Annotated in this window: 12 protein-coding genes and 2 pseudogenes; 10 read left to right on the top strand and 4 right to left on the bottom strand. The window is 40.2% G+C overall.

The features are described 5' to 3' along the window. Nucleotides 1–416: 416 nt before the first annotated feature. Nucleotides 417–1,040, bottom strand: a complete 624-nt coding sequence (locus NPUN_RS33040; RefSeq protein ID WP_012412696.1) for a hypothetical protein — start codon at nucleotides 1,038–1,040, stop codon at nucleotides 417–419. A gap of 470 nt (nucleotides 1,041–1,510) precedes the next feature. On the opposite strand from NPUN_RS33040, the gene NPUN_RS33045 reads away from it, so the two are divergent. The 6 genes from NPUN_RS33045 (at nucleotide 1,511) to NPUN_RS33060 (ending at nucleotide 9,374) form a co-directional block, all read left to right on the top strand. Beyond that, the gene (locus NPUN_RS33045) at nucleotides 1,511–2,149 is read left to right on the top strand and encodes a peroxiredoxin (protein ID WP_012412697.1); all 639 of its coding nucleotides are present in this window, start codon (nucleotides 1,511–1,513) and stop codon (nucleotides 2,147–2,149) included. A gap of 200 nt (nucleotides 2,150–2,349) precedes the next feature. Next, on the top strand, nucleotides 2,350–2,559 hold the full coding sequence (locus NPUN_RS41170) for a hypothetical protein (protein WP_148220392.1): 210 nt from the start codon (nucleotides 2,350–2,352) through the stop codon (nucleotides 2,557–2,559). Between the two features lie 217 nt (nucleotides 2,560–2,776). Next, complete coding sequence (locus NPUN_RS42315; RefSeq protein WP_167315694.1) at nucleotides 2,777–2,938, top strand: hypothetical protein; 162 nt, start codon at nucleotides 2,777–2,779, stop codon at nucleotides 2,936–2,938. Between the two features lie 1,433 nt (nucleotides 2,939–4,371). After that, the gene (locus NPUN_RS33050; RefSeq protein WP_012412698.1) at nucleotides 4,372–5,703 is read left to right on the top strand and encodes an HlyD family secretion protein; all 1,332 of its coding nucleotides are present in this window, start codon (nucleotides 4,372–4,374) and stop codon (nucleotides 5,701–5,703) included. A gap of 109 nt (nucleotides 5,704–5,812) precedes the next feature. Then, nucleotides 5,813–7,993 (top strand): glycosyltransferase, encoded by a 2,181-nt coding sequence (locus tag NPUN_RS33055; protein WP_012412699.1) that lies wholly within the window; start codon nucleotides 5,813–5,815, stop codon nucleotides 7,991–7,993. 151 nt (nucleotides 7,994–8,144) lie between these two features. After that, a complete protein-coding gene (locus NPUN_RS33060; RefSeq protein WP_202947525.1) occupies nucleotides 8,145–9,374 on the top strand; it encodes an endo-1,4-beta-xylanase in 1,230 nt (409 codons plus the stop codon). A 266-nt stretch (nucleotides 9,375–9,640) separates the two neighbouring features. On the opposite strand, the gene NPUN_RS33065 is transcribed toward NPUN_RS33060, so the two are convergent. Continuing rightward, nucleotides 9,641–12,097 carry a VIT domain-containing protein gene (locus NPUN_RS33065; RefSeq protein WP_012412701.1) on the bottom strand — a complete coding sequence of 819 codons (2,457 nt, stop codon included), beginning with the start codon at nucleotides 12,095–12,097 and terminating at the stop codon, nucleotides 9,641–9,643. A gap of 442 nt (nucleotides 12,098–12,539) precedes the next feature. Continuing rightward, nucleotides 12,540–12,662, bottom strand: a pseudogene (locus NPUN_RS41180) (ISKra4 family transposase); the annotation flags it as partial. Between NPUN_RS41180 and NPUN_RS33070 the strand changes: the two are divergent. After that, nucleotides 12,663–12,863: pseudogene (locus tag NPUN_RS33070) on the top strand (S-methyl-5'-thioadenosine phosphorylase); the annotation flags it as partial. Between the two features lie 56 nt (nucleotides 12,864–12,919). On the opposite strand, the gene NPUN_RS33075 reads toward NPUN_RS33070, so the two are convergent. Continuing rightward, the gene (locus tag NPUN_RS33075; RefSeq protein WP_012412702.1) at nucleotides 12,920–15,142 is read right to left on the bottom strand and encodes a sensor histidine kinase; all 2,223 of its coding nucleotides are present in this window, start codon (nucleotides 15,140–15,142) and stop codon (nucleotides 12,920–12,922) included. A gap of 402 nt (nucleotides 15,143–15,544) precedes the next feature. On the opposite strand from NPUN_RS33075, the gene NPUN_RS33080 reads away from it, so the two are divergent. The 3 genes from NPUN_RS33080 (at nucleotide 15,545) to NPUN_RS33095 (ending at nucleotide 19,324) form a co-directional block, all read left to right on the top strand. Then, on the top strand, nucleotides 15,545–16,276 hold the full coding sequence (locus NPUN_RS33080; RefSeq protein ID WP_012412703.1) for a DUF3865 domain-containing protein: 732 nt from the start codon (nucleotides 15,545–15,547) through the stop codon (nucleotides 16,274–16,276). Nucleotides 16,277–16,295: 19 nt separating this feature from the next. Next, complete coding sequence (locus tag NPUN_RS33085; protein WP_012412704.1) at nucleotides 16,296–17,399, top strand: aromatic ring-hydroxylating oxygenase subunit alpha; 1,104 nt, start codon at nucleotides 16,296–16,298, stop codon at nucleotides 17,397–17,399. Between the two features lie 416 nt (nucleotides 17,400–17,815). Next, entirely contained in the window at nucleotides 17,816–19,324 is a 1,509-nt protein-coding gene (locus NPUN_RS33095; RefSeq protein WP_012412706.1) for an NB-ARC domain-containing protein, read from the top strand. The last annotated feature ends 224 nt before the right edge of the window (nucleotides 19,325–19,548 follow it).

Raw genomic sequence — 19,548 nt, forward strand, 5'->3', positions numbered from 1 at the left:
CAAACAAAAATACCTATAGACAGAACATAAGGGCATAAAGAGAGAGCGGAGTATATGTACGGCTGGACAAAAGCCGAGGCTTTAGGACATTCATTATTGCAATGATAAATAAATACGCCTGGGTTAAAAATAATCGTAGTTTGGCTTGATGAACGAAACCCAACAATTAACTCTTGATGTTGAGTTTTGTTCTTTAACCCAACCTACACATGTTAAGGTTTTTATGGCTAACTCAAGCTTATTGAATGATAAATAAATATAGTGATATAGGACTCATATTTATTTGGTTTTTGAACAAACTAGGTACAATTAAAAAAGCCTTTTTCCTATTGCCTATTGCCTTTCCACCCAAGATAGTTATTCAAATCAAGTAAATCTGAGCATATACTTTATTCTAATATTTTAAAATAGCTTAACTATACTTGTCCCTGAATAATTTGAGTCAATTCACTGCGGCTACGATTTGCTTCTGACCAAAAAGCTATCCAAAATATAAATAGCATCAACATAGGCATTCCTATAAAGAGGGCAGCCATGTAATTAGGCATTGCACCTGTCAATATTATAGGGACAACTGCACTATACCAGAATAAAAACCAGAATCCTAAAAATACCATAACAAAAAAATGTATGCTCATCTGTACATGAATAACTGTTTGGTGGGATTCTACTTCAAAACTTCCTCGAATCACTGGCAAAAATGAGTTTCGGTAGTGAATTATCCGGCTGATTTGAAAGCCTTCTTCAGAAATTGTTCCTTGATAAGGGGCGTGTTTCTTAGAGAATCTAAATGCTTTAGGAGGTTCAACTTTTGCATTCAGTCGTTGCATAACTACAGGCAGTGCATCAGGTGTCGAAATCGTAAAGCTATCGTGGGGTAATACTTTCATGTTGATTGAGGTTACTGACTGACAAAAAAACTCGATGAATTGTAATATTGCTTTCAGTTTTCCCTCAGCAGCAGCTTTTCTAACAAAAGGAACTGATGGACTGAATCTTCGCGCCAGATTTCCCACCAACTCATCACTCCAATAGCCCATATCTGTCTTGGAAAAAAGCTTCTCCAAAAAAGCGTGCCGAGTTTCTTGAAACGTTGATGATGACTTCCAACACGTGTAGATGCTGATTTACATCGACGAGGCTAATAAATCAGCCTATAAATAGGCAGTTATTAATTTTGCATCTATGCGAAAGAAAATTATCGTAATTTTGCAATAATGTGGAAATGTTGCAACTCAATAAGCCTAGACGTGAAATAGCTTATAGTCAGCTATCGCCCTGATATTTGCAATCCTCTATCTAAAAAAAAGCCTATAGGGAAAAAATAATAAACTAACGCATAGGTATGTACTTTAGTCAATAGTTTTTACCTCCTTTTAATCTCTTATCTGAGAGTATTGACAACTTAAAATTTTGTTTCAAACCGCTAAACTCCGATTGGGAAATCGGGGTTTTATGTCATGATGGCATACTAGAATATATATGCCTTTCTAACTACAGGGAATCTCACATGGCTCTCCGTCTAGGTGACACAGTACCCAACTTTACGCAAGCCTCAACACACGGCGACATCGATTTTTACCAATGGGCAGGTGACAGCTGGGTTGTGCTGTTCTCTCACCCTGCTGATTTTACACCTGTTTGCACAACAGAACTCGGCACAGTTGCCAAGCTAAAACCAGAATTTGACAAGCGCAATGTCAAAGCGATCGCACTCAGCGTTGATGACGTAGAATCTCACAAAGGCTGGGTGGGAGACATCGAAGAAACTCAAAGCACCACCCTTAACTACCCAATTTTGGCGGATGCGGATCGCAAGGTTGCTGACCTGTACGACATGATCCACCCCAATGCTAATGCGGCTGTGACAGTGCGATCGGTTTTCGTGATTGATCCCAATAAGAAACTCCGTCTCTCTTTCACCTATCCTCCCAGCACGGGACGCAACTTTGATGAACTTTTACGAGTGATTGATTCTCTGCAATTGACTGATAACTACAGCGTGGCGACACCAGCTGACTGGAAAGATGGAGAGGATGTTGTAATTGTCCCCTCACTGAAAGATCCAGAAGTACTCAAAGAGAAATTCCCCAAAGGTTACGAGGAAATTAAACCCTATCTGCGGATGACTCCTCAGCCTAACAAGTAAATCTGAAAATGATTTCGGATAAAAAGCAAAGACGCAAAGATATAACTTTGCGTCTTTGTTTCTTTGCGTGAGAATATAGTTAGTCGGCTAGGCATCTGAATCTGGAGGAAAACTTATAGATAATGATGTCTTGCAAAATACAGCAATTTTTGTTTTTTTTACCGTAATGTGAGAAAAAAGTTTGACTGAAAAACTCCTATATGACAGACAAAATCATTGAACGCATTCTCGCTGCTGCCGATACTCCAAACCTTCTTGATATCTTGACAAATCGGTTGAGCTTGTCAGACTTACAATCTCTCTTACTTGAAGTTTATCGCCGACATGCAGCCTCCCTCACGCCTAGCGACATCTTAAAGCAGTCGATGCCGTTACGGAAGATTAGGTCTAAGGTTTCTAGCGATTTCTGAAATAGCTGGGCAAACTCACCGTAGGCAAAGTTGCCACTGCTGGGACGGCACTCTTGCTGGCAGTGGCAAAGGTAAATTCTGAGTTTTATATTTGAATTACACTAATGTCTTTTTAAAGAACTTGTAAACATTGGACTTTATAACTTTTGGTTGATGAGTTGGTTGATAAATTAGACGAAAATTTTGCTTGAACTTAGAAAATATTAAGGATAAAAATATGTCTAGAATCAAAATTACTGATTTGCAACCTCACAATCGAGTTGAAGAACGCGAAATAACTGAGGCTGTTATGACGGCAGTCATTGGAGGAATTCAAATTAAGCTTCTAGGTAATAATATTCTGGATGCAACATTCAAGGGTTTTGCATTGACAGTTTAAATTTGACAATATATTCCTTGTAGAAGGGGTAAATTCAACGAAAATCAGTGAATGGCTATCCCTTCTATACGAGACGCTACGCGAACAAGGGGTATCCGTAATAGCCGACCGTTCATTGGCCATTAGACTTCTTGCAGAGTGGGTAAAGGGGTAAAGGGTAAAGATATGGAATTTTCCCTTTCCCATCAACATACACTCCAACATCTTGCAAAAGTTACTTTTACAAGATGTCTATTAGTCATTGGCACTAATGACCAATGACTTCGATTTCTCCGTTAACCTAAAGGTATTACATTGAAATCTATAATAATAAATACATTGCTTTACTGCGTGATTACTGCCTTACACCAGACAATTAAATGTAGCTAGCCGCAAGCACGATCTCTTTCTATTCATGCTCTCTTTTTGGCGGAGGGATTGATAATTACGATCGTTATTTTTTAAATTTGAACTCTTAATTTTTTTTGAGTAATTTATTCTTTGGTAGTCCTTTAGGGGAGAAGAAAGAGGTGACTATAGTACCTTACTCGACTACCTCCCATCGACTCAACCAAAATGCCCAGTCATGAACACCATTGTAGAGGTCAGCAATGGGGATTGAGTAGAAATTTAAACAGACATAAAATCACGCATTCTGTCTAAATATTTAATCTGAAAGATTTGATTATTCTTGCTTAATCATGAAATCGATCATAGCCTTTAACACTTTATTGGCTATTTAGCTAATAACCTAACTTCAATCAATATTTCTAGTTCCTGCCAGTAGATTTTATCTACATACTCAGTTTATATTATTGGCTACCTGAGTCTCGAAAGAAAAAATTTTCAAAGACTTATATTTCAATATAAGGTCTAAATCATTTAATTGTGAAACAGAAATTTGAAGGATAATTAAAAGCAGTTAGGTTTGATATCTTCATCTTCAGTAAATTTCATTAATATCAGTTATTTATTGATTTGATGTGAAACTAAAATGGATGAACTTCAATTGAAACTTGATAAATAATTAGGGGTGAAGTATGGAATAAGCTCAACATCAACCTCATCTGTTAAAAGCCGTAGTTTTTCTGCATCTTCTTTAAGATAAGTAGTTATCCACAAGCGATCAGCCACAGTTTTGGGAGAGTCCTTAATTAGATATTCAAATGCAGAAACTTGCTCAATTAGGTCAGACTAACGTTTGTAGCAGGTGTGATAAATCACCTCAGAACACAACCATTGCTACAGTTTTTCAACAGACATAAAGTCTGGACTGTAACCTGATAATGGTTCCACCAAAATATTTAGTGTTGCAGCCGCATCTTTAAAAATTTGTGAGTAGTGATAAGAAGCACCGCCCTAAATCAATGTCATTAGGATATTTGGGAATTCGGTTTTGAAAGCAGTCCCATGCATGACAAAACTCCAGCTTTCAAGATAGACAAGGTTTAATTATGCCAATGTTTAAACGTTCTCCTGCCTCCCAGCGCACTAAAAATGTTAATGGTCAGCATTCATCCATTCATGGGTTAAAAGTCTTGTATGAACCAAAGTCAGTACGCTCTCTAGCCTCCAATGCAGCAATGATTCTAATCAGTGCTGCATTGCTAAGTTGGTCTTTCCGCTTCATGAAAGCTCAACTAACAACTGTAAATAGCGTTGATGCAGTTATGAACGGTACGCTAACAGATATACGGGCACAACAAGAAGGTGTGATTTCAAAAGTTACAGTCAAAACTGGTCAGTCTATAAACTCTGAGGATTTGTTATTTGTTATAGAAAATCAACGCACAAGCCAACTTCAAGCTCAAGAAGTTTCTAGTCGCCTAAATCAACAAGAAGCAGAATTGAGACAGGCTCAAGAACGTTTAGCGCATAAACTGTCACTTCTGAATATAGTAAATCGAGATGCTGTAAACCAGGAGAGGTTGGCAGTCTTGGAGAATCAGCAAAACCAAAAGCAATTGCTGTCCGATCTTGAAGGTGCAAAGTCGCGTTATCAACTTGCAGAATTAAACTATAAACGAGCAAAGCTTTTAAAGTCAGAAGGAGCGATCGCTGAAGCCAGCTTTGATGCAGCAGAGATTGAACTAAAACAGCGTGAAAGTGAAGTAGAAAGCCTGCAAGCTAAACTTGCAGCATTACAGGTTAACCAGGATGCTGTTCGTAATGGCTTATCATTATCCAGAACAAGGAGTAACTACGACCCAAGCATTCGTTTAGTAGAATTGCAATTGCAAATTGCTGAAGACCAGCAAGGAATTGAAACCTTGAAAAAAACGATTCAAGGAACTAAAGCAGAGTTCGATCAGGCAAAGAAAGATTTACAACACAAGCAGGTTGTAACAATCAAATCGCCGGAATCTGGAGTAATGTGGCGCCTGACTGCCCAACTTGGCAAGTTTGTGCAACAAGGAGATTCGCTAGGGCAAATTGCGGCCTGTAATCAACGATGGGTAGATGCTTGGGTGGACGAGCAGAAGGTGCAATTACTTCAAGTTGGGACTCCAGCCGAGATTAAGCTGAATGGTACAGGGTCATCCGTTACCCTGACAGGAAAAATCTCGGTAATCCGTTCGGGGATCGGGCGATTATCTGCTGGAGAAGATACTGTTGTAGCAATGATGCCAAATTTACCACGACATACGCAAGTGCATATTACGTTAGATACGGAACCTAGCTCTTCTTCATCCGAGAATATGCATAATGGCAATCTTTGTTACATCGGTTATACAGGGCGGGTGGTATTCAAGGTGCGATCTACCAGTTTTTTTGCGGGCTTCTAATTTGCACAAGTTACCAATAATTATACTTATTTCCCCATCTAATACACTTCTTAAAGGTTTTTACCTCCGCATTCTCAAGGAATTTTGAGTTTTTACTACTGTTATAACAATGACGAAAACTGATCCTCAAAAAGCCTCTTCTTCATGGGTCTGGACACTATTTATCATCAGTGCCTTTGTATTTGTATCAACAGTATTTATTAGTGGTTGGACAAGCACAGGGCCGACGTTTTTTCCAACCTATGAAGTCAACCCAACAATTACTCGATTATTGCCAACTGTATTACAGGTACCATCCATTGATTGGGAGCTATCATTTCCTATTGTTGCTGTTCTTCTAATTTGTGTTTGTCTCCGATTTATTCGATCTACAAATAGTAGCCGCTTTGTCATGAAATTAATCCTATTATTTCTGGCAACACGTTACTTTACCTGGCGAACAGTTGTCACCTTAAATTTTTCCCATCCAGCTAGTATAGTTTTTTCTTTAACAATTTACATTTTAGAGGTAATTTCCTTTTTTTCTTGCTGCTTATATACACTGCAAACTATTTGGTCAACCTCAAAATTACGAAGTGCAGAGGCGAATCAATATTCTCAAGCTGTTCTTTCCACCCAATATCTTCCCTCGGTTGATGTGCTGGTTCCTACTTATAATGAGCCAGACTATATTGTTCGCCGAACTGTTATCGGCTGTCAGGCAATGGAGTATCTCAACAAAACTATTTATATTTTGGATGATACTCGCCGCCCTCATATTAAAGAGCTGGCAGAGGAATTGGGATGTGAATACATCACTCGCCCAGATAATACCCATGCAAAGGCTGGTAACTTAAATAATGCGTTGAAGTATATTGGCGGTGAATTGATTGTACCTATCGATGCAGATTTTGTGCCATTCAAAAACTTTTTGACTCGAACAGTTGGCTTTTTTCAAAATCCAGAAACTTCTCTTGTTCAGACTCCACAATACTTTTACAATCCGGACTATCATGCTCGTAATTTAGGGTTAGAAAATTTTCTACCCAATGATTTAGAGCATTTCTATGGGTTACAGCAATCAAACCGAGATGTGGGCAATAGTGTGATTTGCTGTGGTAGTTCCTATGTTGTTCGACGAAGTTGTCTCGATGCAATTGGAGGTTATTACACTCGATGCTGCGTTGAAGACTTTCAAACATCTTTACGAATGTTGACGCACGGTTTTCGACTGATTTTTCTCAATGAAGTTCTTAGTACAGGAGAATCAACTCGAACCTATACAGATTATATCGATCAGCGACTTCGCTGGTTACAAGGAAATTTTCAGGTTTACTTTTGCGGTGATGATATTCCGATTTGGTCGAAACTTAACTGGATTCAAAAAAGCTACAGCATATCGCAGCTTATTTATTGCTTTCAATCAGTGTTTCGAGCTGTTTTTATATTGGCACCTCTGTGCAGTGCCTACCTTGGAATTTCACCCTTTATTGCAACCCTGCCTGAAATTCTCTACTACTTCATGCCATTCTGGTTGTTGCATATTGCAATTTATGGTTGGGCATCAAATTACCGAGTTTCTTACTTTTGGAACGAAGTATACGAAACAATCTTTTGTTTTCCAGCACTCAAACGATTGAGTCTCATTATCCGCAATCCTTTTGCAAAAGCAAGTCGGGCTACTCGTAAAGGGGTCAAGGCAGATCGAAAGAATTACAATTTCAATCATACATTGCCACTGATTATTCTTTTAGCATTGTCGGGATTGATTATTGGATTGCATCTTTTTGGGGTACAACTTGGAGTTTGGTTAACTTTGGATGAAAGTTCAGGTGTATTAATATTCTGGCTTTTTTACAATGTTCTATTTATGGGAGTAGCTATTCTATCGGCTATCGACCAACCAATTCGGCGGACAATGGATCGTTTCCCTTTAAAAACAACTTGTAAGATTACAGCCAAAGATCAAGTTTTTTTGGGTTACACTCAAAACCTTTCTGAAAGTGGAGCCAGAGTTGTATTGATTACGTCAGATGTCGCCCTCAATACATCGATTGTCGAGGTTACATTTGTGGAGTATGGCTTTTCCATACAGGCGGAGATTGTGCGTTTTTTCGTCAAGAAGGATAAGTTCGGGATTGCTTTGCAATTTATCCAGCTTGAAACTGAACAACAGCGTAAATTGGTTGAGGTGCTGTATACCGAAATGACTTGGTGGAAACAGCGCAAGAAGCCTGGAAATTTAGACTCTTTCCTGGCAATGATAGCCTCCACCATTCAAGCAAGATCGCTTCTCAATTGGTATGACTGAACGATTATCAGCCTATACTTTTGCAGTTTTTTCATATTCTGTTTAAGTAAATATACTTCGTTAGCTAGGGCTAGTTGAATAAAATAACTCTTTAGTAATGCTTAAATTTGGACAATATTTACTATTAGCATTGTGCTTAAGCATACTTTTGGTGAACCAGAGTTCAATTTTCACAGAAAGACTCACTCCTTTATCCTTTATGCAAGCCAATCAACTCAGATTGTCAGAGCAAATTGATCGAACTCGTACAGGAAATATGGTTATCCAGGTTGTTAATTCTCAGCAGCAGCCAGTCTCCGGTGTCGAAGTTAAACTTGAGCAGGTTGCTCATGAATTTGAGTTTGGTACAGCGCTCAGTACTCAAATGTTTGCTCAAGGCGCTAATCCTAACGATCAAGCTCAGTATTTTAATCTTTCTAGGCAACTTTTCAATGGCACTGTGCATGAAAATGCTCTCAAGTGGTATGCAACTGAAGAACAACAGGGACACGTCAATTATGTAGATGCGGATCGAATTTTAAGCTGGAGTGAAACCCATTCTCTACCATTACGCGGACATGCACTTTTTTGGGAGGTGGAGAAATGGAACCAGCCTTGGTTGAAATCTCTTTCCAAGCAAGAACTGCGACTTGCTGTTGAACGGCGAGCAACAGAAATTTGCGATCGCTATCGAGGGCGAATTCGTGAATATGATGTTTTAAATGAGATGCTACATGGTGATTTTTTTAGGCAGCGCTTAGGTGAAGATATTGTCAAAACAATGTTCGAGCGATGCCATGCTGCCGATCCGAATGCAGTACTATATGTTAATGATTACGACATCCTGAATGGTAGAAGATTGGATGACTATGTTCAACAGATTCGTTCATTACTGGCGCAAGGAGTCCCAATTGGAGGGATTGGGATTCAGGCACACATTTTAAGAGAAAAAATCACACCAGCACAGATCCAACACAGTCTAGATACGTTAGCACAATTCAATTTACCAATTAAGATCACAGAATTTTCTACACTTGCAAATACTGAGCAGGAACAAGCAAAAATTCTGCTTAATCTGTATCAAATCGCTTTTGCCCACCCAATGGTTAAGGGAATTCTCATGTGGGGATTCTGCCAGAAGGCCCATTGGGTACCTCAAGCAGCTATTTTTGACAGAAACTTCCAACCAAAACTGGCTGCAAAAGTCTATGAAGAGCTAGTTTTCCAGCAATGGTGGACTCGAGCGAGTGGGATCACCAATCAGAATGGTCAATTCTCAACCCGTGCTTTCTTTGGACAGTACCAGGTAACGGTAAAAGGGCAAAACTGGAGTCAAACTCGCTCATTCTCATTTCAATCCCAAATAAATCAATCTAGAGTTTTGACATTAGTTGTCTCATGATATGGGTATTTCAAAATTGAATTAAACATAACTATTGTGGAGTGGGCATCTTGCCTGCCCAGGTTATGCAATTAAAATGTGGAACAGCTTAGTTAATTTTTTACTACCACATTCAACTTGTAGTTTTCGGAGATGTCTAAACAATCTGTCATTCTGGTCAAATAGTTGGTCATTTTACAAAAGGCGTTTTAAAACTCACATCAAAAGAGCGATCGCCTGCGGTACATTGTTGGCGATCGCTCTTTACTATATTGATAAAGGATCGATTACGGTTGAATCCGGAGTGTTAACAGCACAGTACTGGTGAGTATCTCTTCGGGTAGCCAAGCTAAAAGCGATCGCCTCATTAATTCAATCACTGTCCGTTCCTTCAGGGATGAAGCCTGCTCATCCAGCAGCAACTGTCTCACCCGTCCCTGGCTAAGTTGGAATTCAAACACCAAATCACCACCAAAACCTCTAGGGAGTTGAATTGATTGCAAGTATTGAGTCAGCAGAGAAATTATCTCTTGATTCAATCCCGTTACGCTGACAACCTGTAAACGAGGTACAGAAGATTCTTCTTTCTGTAAAGCTTTTAAATTTTCAAATTGTGGCATCGCTCTTTCGGGAACTGATAACAGGCTATCAAGATTACTAAAGCCATCATCATCTGCAAATCCGATTTCTGGCTCTGATGCTGGAATATCGAATTCCATCGCTAATGACTCCATTTCTTCAAACCGTTGTATCGGTTTTGATGGCGCAAACACAGGGGATGGCAAGGGTGGTGCAGATTGTTTCTTCGCCTGCTGGCGACTGCTTACCATTCCACCCCCAGGAGCAGCACCAAAACTTAGGTTACTAAAAATACCTTCATGACTGATTGCTTCAGGGATTTCTACAGGTACTTGCACAGATATAAAATCTCGGTTGGGATTGACTCTGATATCATCGCTGACGGCAACAAAAGCGGTATATTGCGATAACAGTTGATAAGTCAGAGCCGTATCTGTCACTGCTTCCACACCTCCCTTTGTGTCTCCACTCACCATTTGATTCATTAAATCCTTGATGCGGGAACGTCCCCAAAGTTGAGCAATAGCGGGATTACCTGTTTGGGGAAAATTCAGGTGAAAACTGTGCTGATAACGCCTACCACCCGCAGCAATTCCAGTAACGTGCAACTTTCCAGAATGCGCGTCTGGTTTGCGTCCAAATAGCACTAACGGTTGCTCTGCAAATAAATCTGGTGGTGTAGAGGGATACATGATTGGAGATTCCCCATCACCTTCCCATTGCAATTGAATATTGGCGAGGACTGGATTATTGATTTGGCGGAAGAATTTTTCTACCACCTCATCTACAGGTTCATCGTGGCGAATAATCCGAGCAATACCCCGTCCTAATTCTGCAATCCGATTGAGTAAGAAACGATTCACCGAACTACCTGCACCAAAGCTATGGAGGCGTGTTCCTGGCTGGAGACGTTGTTTAACTTCTGCTAAAATTTGGTTTTCGTTGCCGATATAGCCATCAGTTAGTAAAACAATATTTCGCAAGCGTCCCGGATTTGTGGCTTTTAAGTTTAAGACGGTGCGAATACCGCCTAACATCTCTGTTCCACCGCCAGCGTTTAAGCGATTGATATAGTTGATTGCTAATAAGCGATTTGCAGAAGTATTGGGGAGAGGAACGGGTGAAAGTTGCTGTGTGGTATCGGAAAAATCAATAATGTTGAAGGTGTCGTCGGGATTGAGTCCATTGATAAAACGACGCATCAATTCCTGACATTGCATCAGTGGTTCGCCACTTTGAGAACCGGAGGAGTCGATGAGAAACACCATATCTTTGGCGACAATCTCATCAGGACGGTACTCAAAGGCGGGAATCAGGTATAGTGCGAAGTGTCCGCCCCGTTCATCAGCTTGAGTCAGCGTGGTTGTTTGGATGTTATTACTGGCAACTTGATAGCGTAAAATTAGGTCTTTGTTGGGTATGGTGTCTCCACCTCCTAATTTGACATTTACCAACTGTCCTTCACGGATAATTTGGATTTGGTGAGAGGGTGAGTTAATATCCTGAATCTCAATGCCAGCATTAATTTCTATGGTGACATTAATATCATGACGCGATCGCATTCCTGCTGGCAAAATGGGAGCGTTTAAGCGAGAAGCATCTGGAACTAAATCGGTATCTTGATTTTGAGTCATCGGTGCAATAGCTGAACCACCCCCAACTGCATCTTCTTCGATGGTGATTCCGGGAATGTAACGGGGGCCAACAACCATTGGGAAGACAAACTCGTAATTTCCCCCCTCAAATTTTAGGCTGTCGCTGTAACGAATAATCACATCGATTTGTTCGCCTGGTTTGATGTTTGCCAGGGATTGGGTAAAGATATTGTCTCGTTCTTGTTCGAGGAGTCCGGCTGTCTGTCCTTGTTTTCTGGCTTGTTCGTAGATGGCTACAGCTTCTTGGCGTTTTTTGATGCTGCCTTGAATTGTGCGATCGCCTATGTGAATCAGCATATCATCAACGGCAGCTTCATCGGGTAAGGGGAAGATATAAACGGCTTCTAGGGTTGTGGTAAATGGATTTTCAAAGCTTTGGGTAACTTCCACCCGTGAGATGTTACCAGCGATTTTGGCTTTTACTTCGGTGTGTTTGAGGGGAAAAGCAATCTGTTGGCTGGAGTTTTGCAGATATAAGCCACTGGTTTGTTGTTCTAGGGTTTGAGTCATAATTTTTACCTGACGCTTTTGTTTGCTGTCTCTAGCGTAGGCGGGTTTTTCTGGGAGATATGCTCAGTTTTGTGCTCAGTTGATGCTCAGTGATGGGTTTAGTGGTAAATAGGAGAATTTCTAGACCGAGCGCACCAACATCTTGGTTAGACAAAAACTAGCAGTACTCATTTCTAAAGCTACTTTACACTGATTTTGGCAAGGCGATCGCATCATTTCAAGGCAAACTTATATCCTTGTCTTTTCATAAAAATGTGAAGATTTAAAACAAAATATTGGAAACTAACATGAATTTAAAATATGTCAAAGAAAAAGTATTCCCTGTTATAAAAGTAATATCAATAGTAGCGATCGCAACTGCAATAGGCTTAGAACTATGGAATGGGAGCATCTCACTTTTTAAAGTGGCTCAAACCGACAATAATCCATTAAGGTAAGCACATCAATGGGCAAGGACTTGAGGCAAATTTTCTTGTTTCCATTGTGCCCCGGAAATTTTTGTTCGACAGTCAACCTGTTTAACGGCAGATTCAACCGAACCAGAACCACTTGAACAAATTTGTTCGTGGAAATGGTAATTGGAAATTTGCTGCGGAATGCGGTGAATGCTCAAAAGGTGATTCAAGAAACTGTGCGGCGGTTGAGTGAAAATCCACCAACCAGTGAGGCGCATTCGGCTTTGAAGTATGGAATTTTGACTCAATTGGATAAAGCACCAGCGGCGACAAAAGAAAAATTGGAGTTATTGCTGCGGAAGCATTTGTAGTATTGAATATCACTCCAGTCATTGGTTTAACAATTGCAATAAATGATGCGATTGCTCTATACTTTGAGGACGTGTTCAGGAGCTTGTTGTCGGATAGGCACTTGAATTATGAAATTAGTGCCTTGCCCAAGGCTAGAAAAACATAGCAATTTCCCACCATGTTTTTCCGTAATGATTTGGTAGCTGATTGCCATACCCATGCCTGTTCCTTTGCCTACAGGTTTGGTAGTAAAAAATGGATCGAAGATCCGGTTTTGAACCGATTCTGGCATTCCTTGTGCGTTATCAGCGATCGCAATTTCTATTGATTGTGAATCAACTACTGAAGTACGAATAGTAATTTGACTGGGATTTTTCTCTATCTGTTGAGAGGTACGCTTGATATCCAACTCATCAAGGGCATCCATTGCATTTACCAGAACATTCATTAATACTTGGTTGAGTTGACCAGGATAGCATTCCACTTGCGGCAAGTTGCCATAATTTTTAACAACTTCAATTGCTGGACGGTCTGGTTTATCTTTGAGGCGATGTTGCAGAATTAAAAGCGTACTTTCGATGCCTTCATGAATATCAACGGCTTTAAATTCTGCTTCATCCATACGCGAAAAATTCCGCAGCGATCGCACAATATTACGAATCCTCTCAGTCCCCATTTTCATTGAAGGCAGTATCTTTTGCAAATCTTCAATGAGAAATTCTAGATCGATTTCCTCTGCTAATGCTTGAATTTCTGGGTCATGACTAGAATAGCGTTCTTGGTAGAGATAAATCATCTGTAACAAGTTTTGAGTATATTCATCCAAGTGAGTAATATTGCCGTGAATAAAGTTGACTGGGTTATTGATTTCATGGGCAATACCTGCTACTAGTTGGCCCAGGCTAGACATTTTTTCACTTTGGAGTACTTGTGCTTGGGTACGCTGCAATTCGCTCATGGCTGTTTTGAGTTCAACAGTTCGTTCTTCGACTCGCGCTTCTAGTTCGGCATTACTGTTTTCTAAAGCAATAAAGGATTCGCGTAATTGCCCTCCCATGTGATTAAAAGAGTGGGCAAGAGTGTTGAGTTCATGGATATTGCCCTCTGGGAGTGTCTGCTCTAAATCACCAAATGCTATTGCTTGGGTGGTCTGATTCAAACGCAAGATCGGATCTGCAATCCGACGCGAGGTAAATATGCCAATCATCGTTGCTACTATCAGTGCCCCAAAACACAGCAGGATGCTAATTTGGGTGTTGGCATAGATTTGCGCCATGTAAGTTTTTTCCGGAGTACCAACTACCACTAACCAGTCCAAACCATGTTGGTCACGCCAAGGTACAACATGCACGTAGAAATTTTCTCCTTGAACATTAATTTTCAGTTTTTGGGTATTGGCAACGGACTGGAAATTTGGAATGCGCTGCTGAAGCTGCTTGGCAATGCTTTGTAGCACCGGATTGGGGCTGTCGATCGCTTTAAGGCGTTTAATTTCGTTATTGACTACGGTAAAAGGCTTTTCTTGAGCAGAATTGGCAACTAACATACCATCACGCTCCATAATAAAAACTTGTCCGAAGCGGCTGACATCTAATTTTTGTAAAAATTCACTGAGTTTCAACAGGTGAATTTCAGCCCCCACAACACCAATCAGTTTTTTGCTGGCATCATAAATCGGACGACCTGCGGATGCCACAATATAAGGGGGATAAGCAGGATCGTAATAAGTATAAATGCGAACCCAGATAGGTTTCCCGGCTTTGACAGGTTCAGTGTAGGCAAGTTCATTGAGGGTATCCCAAGTACTGGTCGTCATCACTTTGGTTGGGTTGCCATCATTATCTGTTAAGTAAGTTTTCGTATTTTTCGGCAGACTTGGCGTTTTGATCGCATTATCATCGATTGTCACCGTTTTGCCATCGTAACGGCCGGCTCCAGTTCCTTCCCCAGTTGCTAGGTTCAAGCTGATAAAGGTTAGGTCATAGGCTTGCATTTCGTGCCAGAAGTACTTGCCAACCTTGAGGCGATCGCGCACATTCAGCAATCCCATGCGAATTGCATCCGCATTTAACTGGATAACTTTATGAGGAATCGACAGGTAAGCATCTAAATGTTGATTTACCTCACCACTGGTTCGCTCCATCAACTGATCCGCTAGATCGTTCACTGCTTTCTCGCCATTTTTAAACGACAGATACCCGACCAGCCCCACGATGCTAAAAAGTTGCAATACGAAAGGAACGACCAGAACAAGCTGTAATGAAAATGCACGGACTTTGCTAGATGGATGTATCTTCATGAGTGGTAAATCTTGGTTCGCGCAGGTCTTTGTCTAACCTAGATTACCCATGAGCAACTTCGGACTATCAAAATAATGTTGTGTTTAATTAAGAAAAGAATAATTAATAGGCAATATCTCTATTTACAATTCGTCAAATGATTGCTATTGGACTTAATTTTACAAAATAGTCTTTTTGCAAAAATTAAATTACTAAAATAGTTATAATTTAGGCTATTTTCTAGTATAAATACTAATTTAAATCAACTTAATTATTTAGTTACTTTCAGTGCCTTTACTCAAGATTTATAAAGTTATAAAAGTTATTTTGGTTATATAAAATGTCAGTTTTACGTTAATTTATAGCAAATTTTAAAGCTAGATTGGCATTTAGAAAATCTATAACAAAGGACTAAAATTTTAATGGAATTTAATCACTTAACAAAGCAGCTTAATCAACTGCTCGCTCAGGATTATGTGGCATTTAGCATTACAGAAAATCCTGTTGTACAAATGCTGAGTCAAGCAAGCTTTGCTCAGATTGCTTATGTCATGCAGCAATATTCGATTTTTCCAAAGGAGTTGGTGGGTTTCACAGAGTTAGCAAGACGGAAAGCCCTAGGTGCAGGATGGAACGGTGTAGCTCAGGAACTTCAAGAAAACATAGATGAAGAAATGGGTAGCACAACTGGAGGAATCTCTCATTACACGCTTTTAGCTGACGGGCTGGAAGAAGGGCTGGGTGTTGCTGTGAAAAATACAATGCCGTCAGTTGCTACATCCAAACTGCTAAGAACTGTGCTATCGCTATTCGATCGCCAAGTAGACTATGTGCTTGGGGCAACCTATGCGATCGAGGCAACCTCAATTCCTGAGTTAACTCTGATTGTGAAACTTGTAGAGTGGTTGCACGAAGGAGCAATCCCCAAAGATTTGCAATATTTCTTTAGCAAACATTTAGATGAGTGGGAAATTGAACATGAAGCGGGCTTAAGAACATCTGTGGCAGCCTACATACAACCCGAAGAATTTGGAGAGTTTGCAGCAGGGTTCCGAGCAATGATTGATGCAATGCAGGTCTGGTGGCAGGAATTAGCGCAAGAGGCAATCTCATCTGAAGTTGTTCTGAGTACAGCGATCGCTCAACACCACTGATTAAATAGAACTTAATACTATGAATATCTTTACCTATCCATCATTCGTGGATGAAACTCCTAATACTAATAAACCAAAATTTGGACTACCTGGTGGTTACTACTTTAGCGAGCAAATTTTTGCTTATGAGCAGCAAACTATCTGGCGTAACACCTGGCAGTTTGTAGGACGTGAATCCGATCTACCTAATCCTGGGGACTATTTAACTTGCCAAGTTGGCGATCAGCCCATGTTCGTGATTCGAGATAATAATGGCATATTGCGAGGGATGCACAATGTTTGTCCGCATCGCGGAGCGCAGATGTTGCAAGGGCAGGGTCATTGTCAACGGGTGCGTTGTCCGTATCATGGTTGGAACTTCAATTATGAAGGCAATCTTAAAGGTTTACCTCGCGCTGAGTGTTTTCCCAATTTAGATAAGTCGGCTGTCTATCTAGCTAAGGGAAGAGTAGAGACATGGGGTGGTTTTATCTTTGTTCATTCAGAAGCAGAAGGGGAATCTTTAGTAAGTTATTTGGCTGGATTTTCAGCTTACTTAGAGCAATATCAGCACCGTTGGCAGGAACTTCAGCAGGTTGACCACTGGTTTTATGAAGAGCCAGCCAATTGGAAATTTCCCATTGAGAATTATCTAGAGTGTTATCACTTGTCAGTTGTTCATGCCCAAAGTTTAAAGTGTTTCGATCCGAAGAATATTATTTACACTCCAACTGGGCGACATTATCAGATATTTGTTCCTTTTACAGATGATGAATTTGTCAAAGATCACCCCGCTTTTTCAGGAGAACCAAGGGGACAATCTTACCAGGGGTTCATCTTTCCCAATATGATGATTAATACTGCAAGAGACAAAGTTTCAGTTTTTCGGCTGACCCCTTTATCTCCCACAAAAACTAAGTTTGAGGTTTTTATTTATCAAACAAAAGCCCAGATTGAAGCATTTCCTTATAAGCAAGATGAATTTCGACCTGAATTTGAGCGGGTGTTAAATGAAGACTTTGGGGTGGTGCGATCGCTACAAGCAAGTGTTCATTCCAAAGCTTATGGTGTACTTCAGCTTGCAGACATTGAATATGGGATTTCTCACTTCCATCAAGTTCTGTCGAAGTACTACCAACCCTAATATACTTTCCTCAGTATCAAGTCTAGAAGATTGATGACAATGGGAGCATCTCACTGAGCTTGCTTTTGTTCTGGGGTCATTTGTAAGTAAATATACTCTTTTTATTTATCATGACTGATTTTCGCCCTCTTTGCAAAAAACTGGGATGCTCCCCTATGGAATATTCAAGCATTAACAACTAACAATCATCTACCTATTATCTTAAATCCAGTTTTAATAATAGCTCACTTGGTATTATCGGCTCATTTCATTGAAGCAATAATTGCCGCTTTTTATGCACCCGCGAAAAATCAAAAGCCAATTCAATATGGAATTTATACTTTTTTTGTGGGTACAATTGGTTTATTAGAATTTTTTGAAAATCCTTCCCAGATCCCCGAATTATCTAATAAATTGGAATCTGAGCCATAGATGTTATGTCAAACTCGCTGAAAGCATCAACAGCAGGATTAGCAATTGTAGACAAATCACGTCAACGTCTAGGTTGGACAAAAACTAGCACCGCACGCTGGTGGCAAGATGCTCATACCTCTAGAGCTACTTTACGCCGATTTTGGCAAGGCGATCGCATCCAGCGAGAAATTTTCATCGCTATCTGTCAAGCTGTTGGTATTGGAAACTGGGAAGCGATCGCAGAATTATCCAATGCAGACTTAGAATCTACTGTAGTTATCCCCACACCTTATTTAGATTGCAATGAAGCACCCGATCTCGAAAGCTTCTATGGACGAAATCAGGAATTGGCACAATTAGAAGAATGGCTTACCAGCCAAAACTGTAAATTAGTCACTATTAACGGTATTGCTGGTATTGGCAAAACCGCCCTAGCACTGGCTTTAGTAGACCGCATTCAGTTAAAATTTGATTGTTTAATTTGGAAGTCTCTGCAAACTTCCCCATCTCTCATTTCCCTACTGAATAGCCTACTAAACTCCTTTGAGCAAGGCGTTGTTGTGCAGAATATTCAACAAGGTACGGCACAGCTTATACAGCAGTTACAAAAACATCATTGTCTGTTGATATTAGATGGATTAGAAGCTATTTTCTCGCAGCCAGAAGACCTCAGCTATGGTCAATTTATCCAACAATTAAGTCGAGAACGGCATCAAAGTTGTATTCTGATTAGCAGCCGCGAACAACCAAATAATATTGAAACTAATACCAAAATATATCACTGTTTAAATCTCAAAGGGTTGCCAAAAACAGAGGCTGTAGAATTATTACAATCAAGGGGATTTACAGGCAAGGAACTAGGCTTATCAGTATTAATTCAACTTTATCGCGGTAATCCCTTGGTGCTGAAACTGGTAACGCCCTTAATTCAGTCTGTATTTGGGGGGAATGTTGCTGCTTTTTTGAGTCAGCATACTCTAATTGTAGGCGATCGCTTGCGTGTAATTCTCAAACAGCAATTTGAGCAACTTTCCGGCTTAGAACAAGACATTCTCTACTGGTTGGCAATTTGGCAAGAACCTGTCTCATTCTCTCGATTGCAAACCCATTTGCTGATATCCGTTGACCCAGCGATGGTTTTAGAGGGCATTGTAGCCTTAGAAAGGCGATCGCTTTTAGAAAAATGGGTCAGCGATTATGAACTCTCATTTACATTGCAACCCCTGGTCATGAAAGTGGTGACAGATGAATTGATAGAACATACTGTTCAAGAGATCGATCGAGTTGTGCAGAGTCATGATATTCGTCATTTTCAGATATTGCGAACCCATTGGTTGCTACGACCCGGTACTGACGATATTGCAGGCGATCGCATTTTAACTCAACTTTGGAAAAAGCTCTGGCATTTGTATGGTGCAACTCTTCCACAAATCTTTAATCAGATTCTGTTGTTGTTAAAGAGTCAATCGCCTTTAGCAATGGGTTACATCGGGAGTAATGTTGCGATCCTCTCAGGAATAGACTTGTTATGACCCATCTTTCGGTCTTGGGCTTCTGTACAAGCTTGCTAGTTACGTTGAAAATACATCTATCTTTAGTTACTTTTATGATTGCAACCTTTAGTTTAAAAATTAAACAGACAAATTCCCTGTTCCTTCGATTGCTTGGGTTTAAATAAAACTGCCAATTTGCTAATTTAATAATCGAAATTTATGCTTAATTGTTGTGAAGATTGCCCAATGAGCCGCCCTACCAA

The organism is Nostoc punctiforme PCC 73102, from assembly GCF_000020025.1.
GTDB lineage: Bacteria > Cyanobacteriota > Cyanobacteriia > Cyanobacteriales > Nostocaceae > Nostoc > Nostoc punctiforme.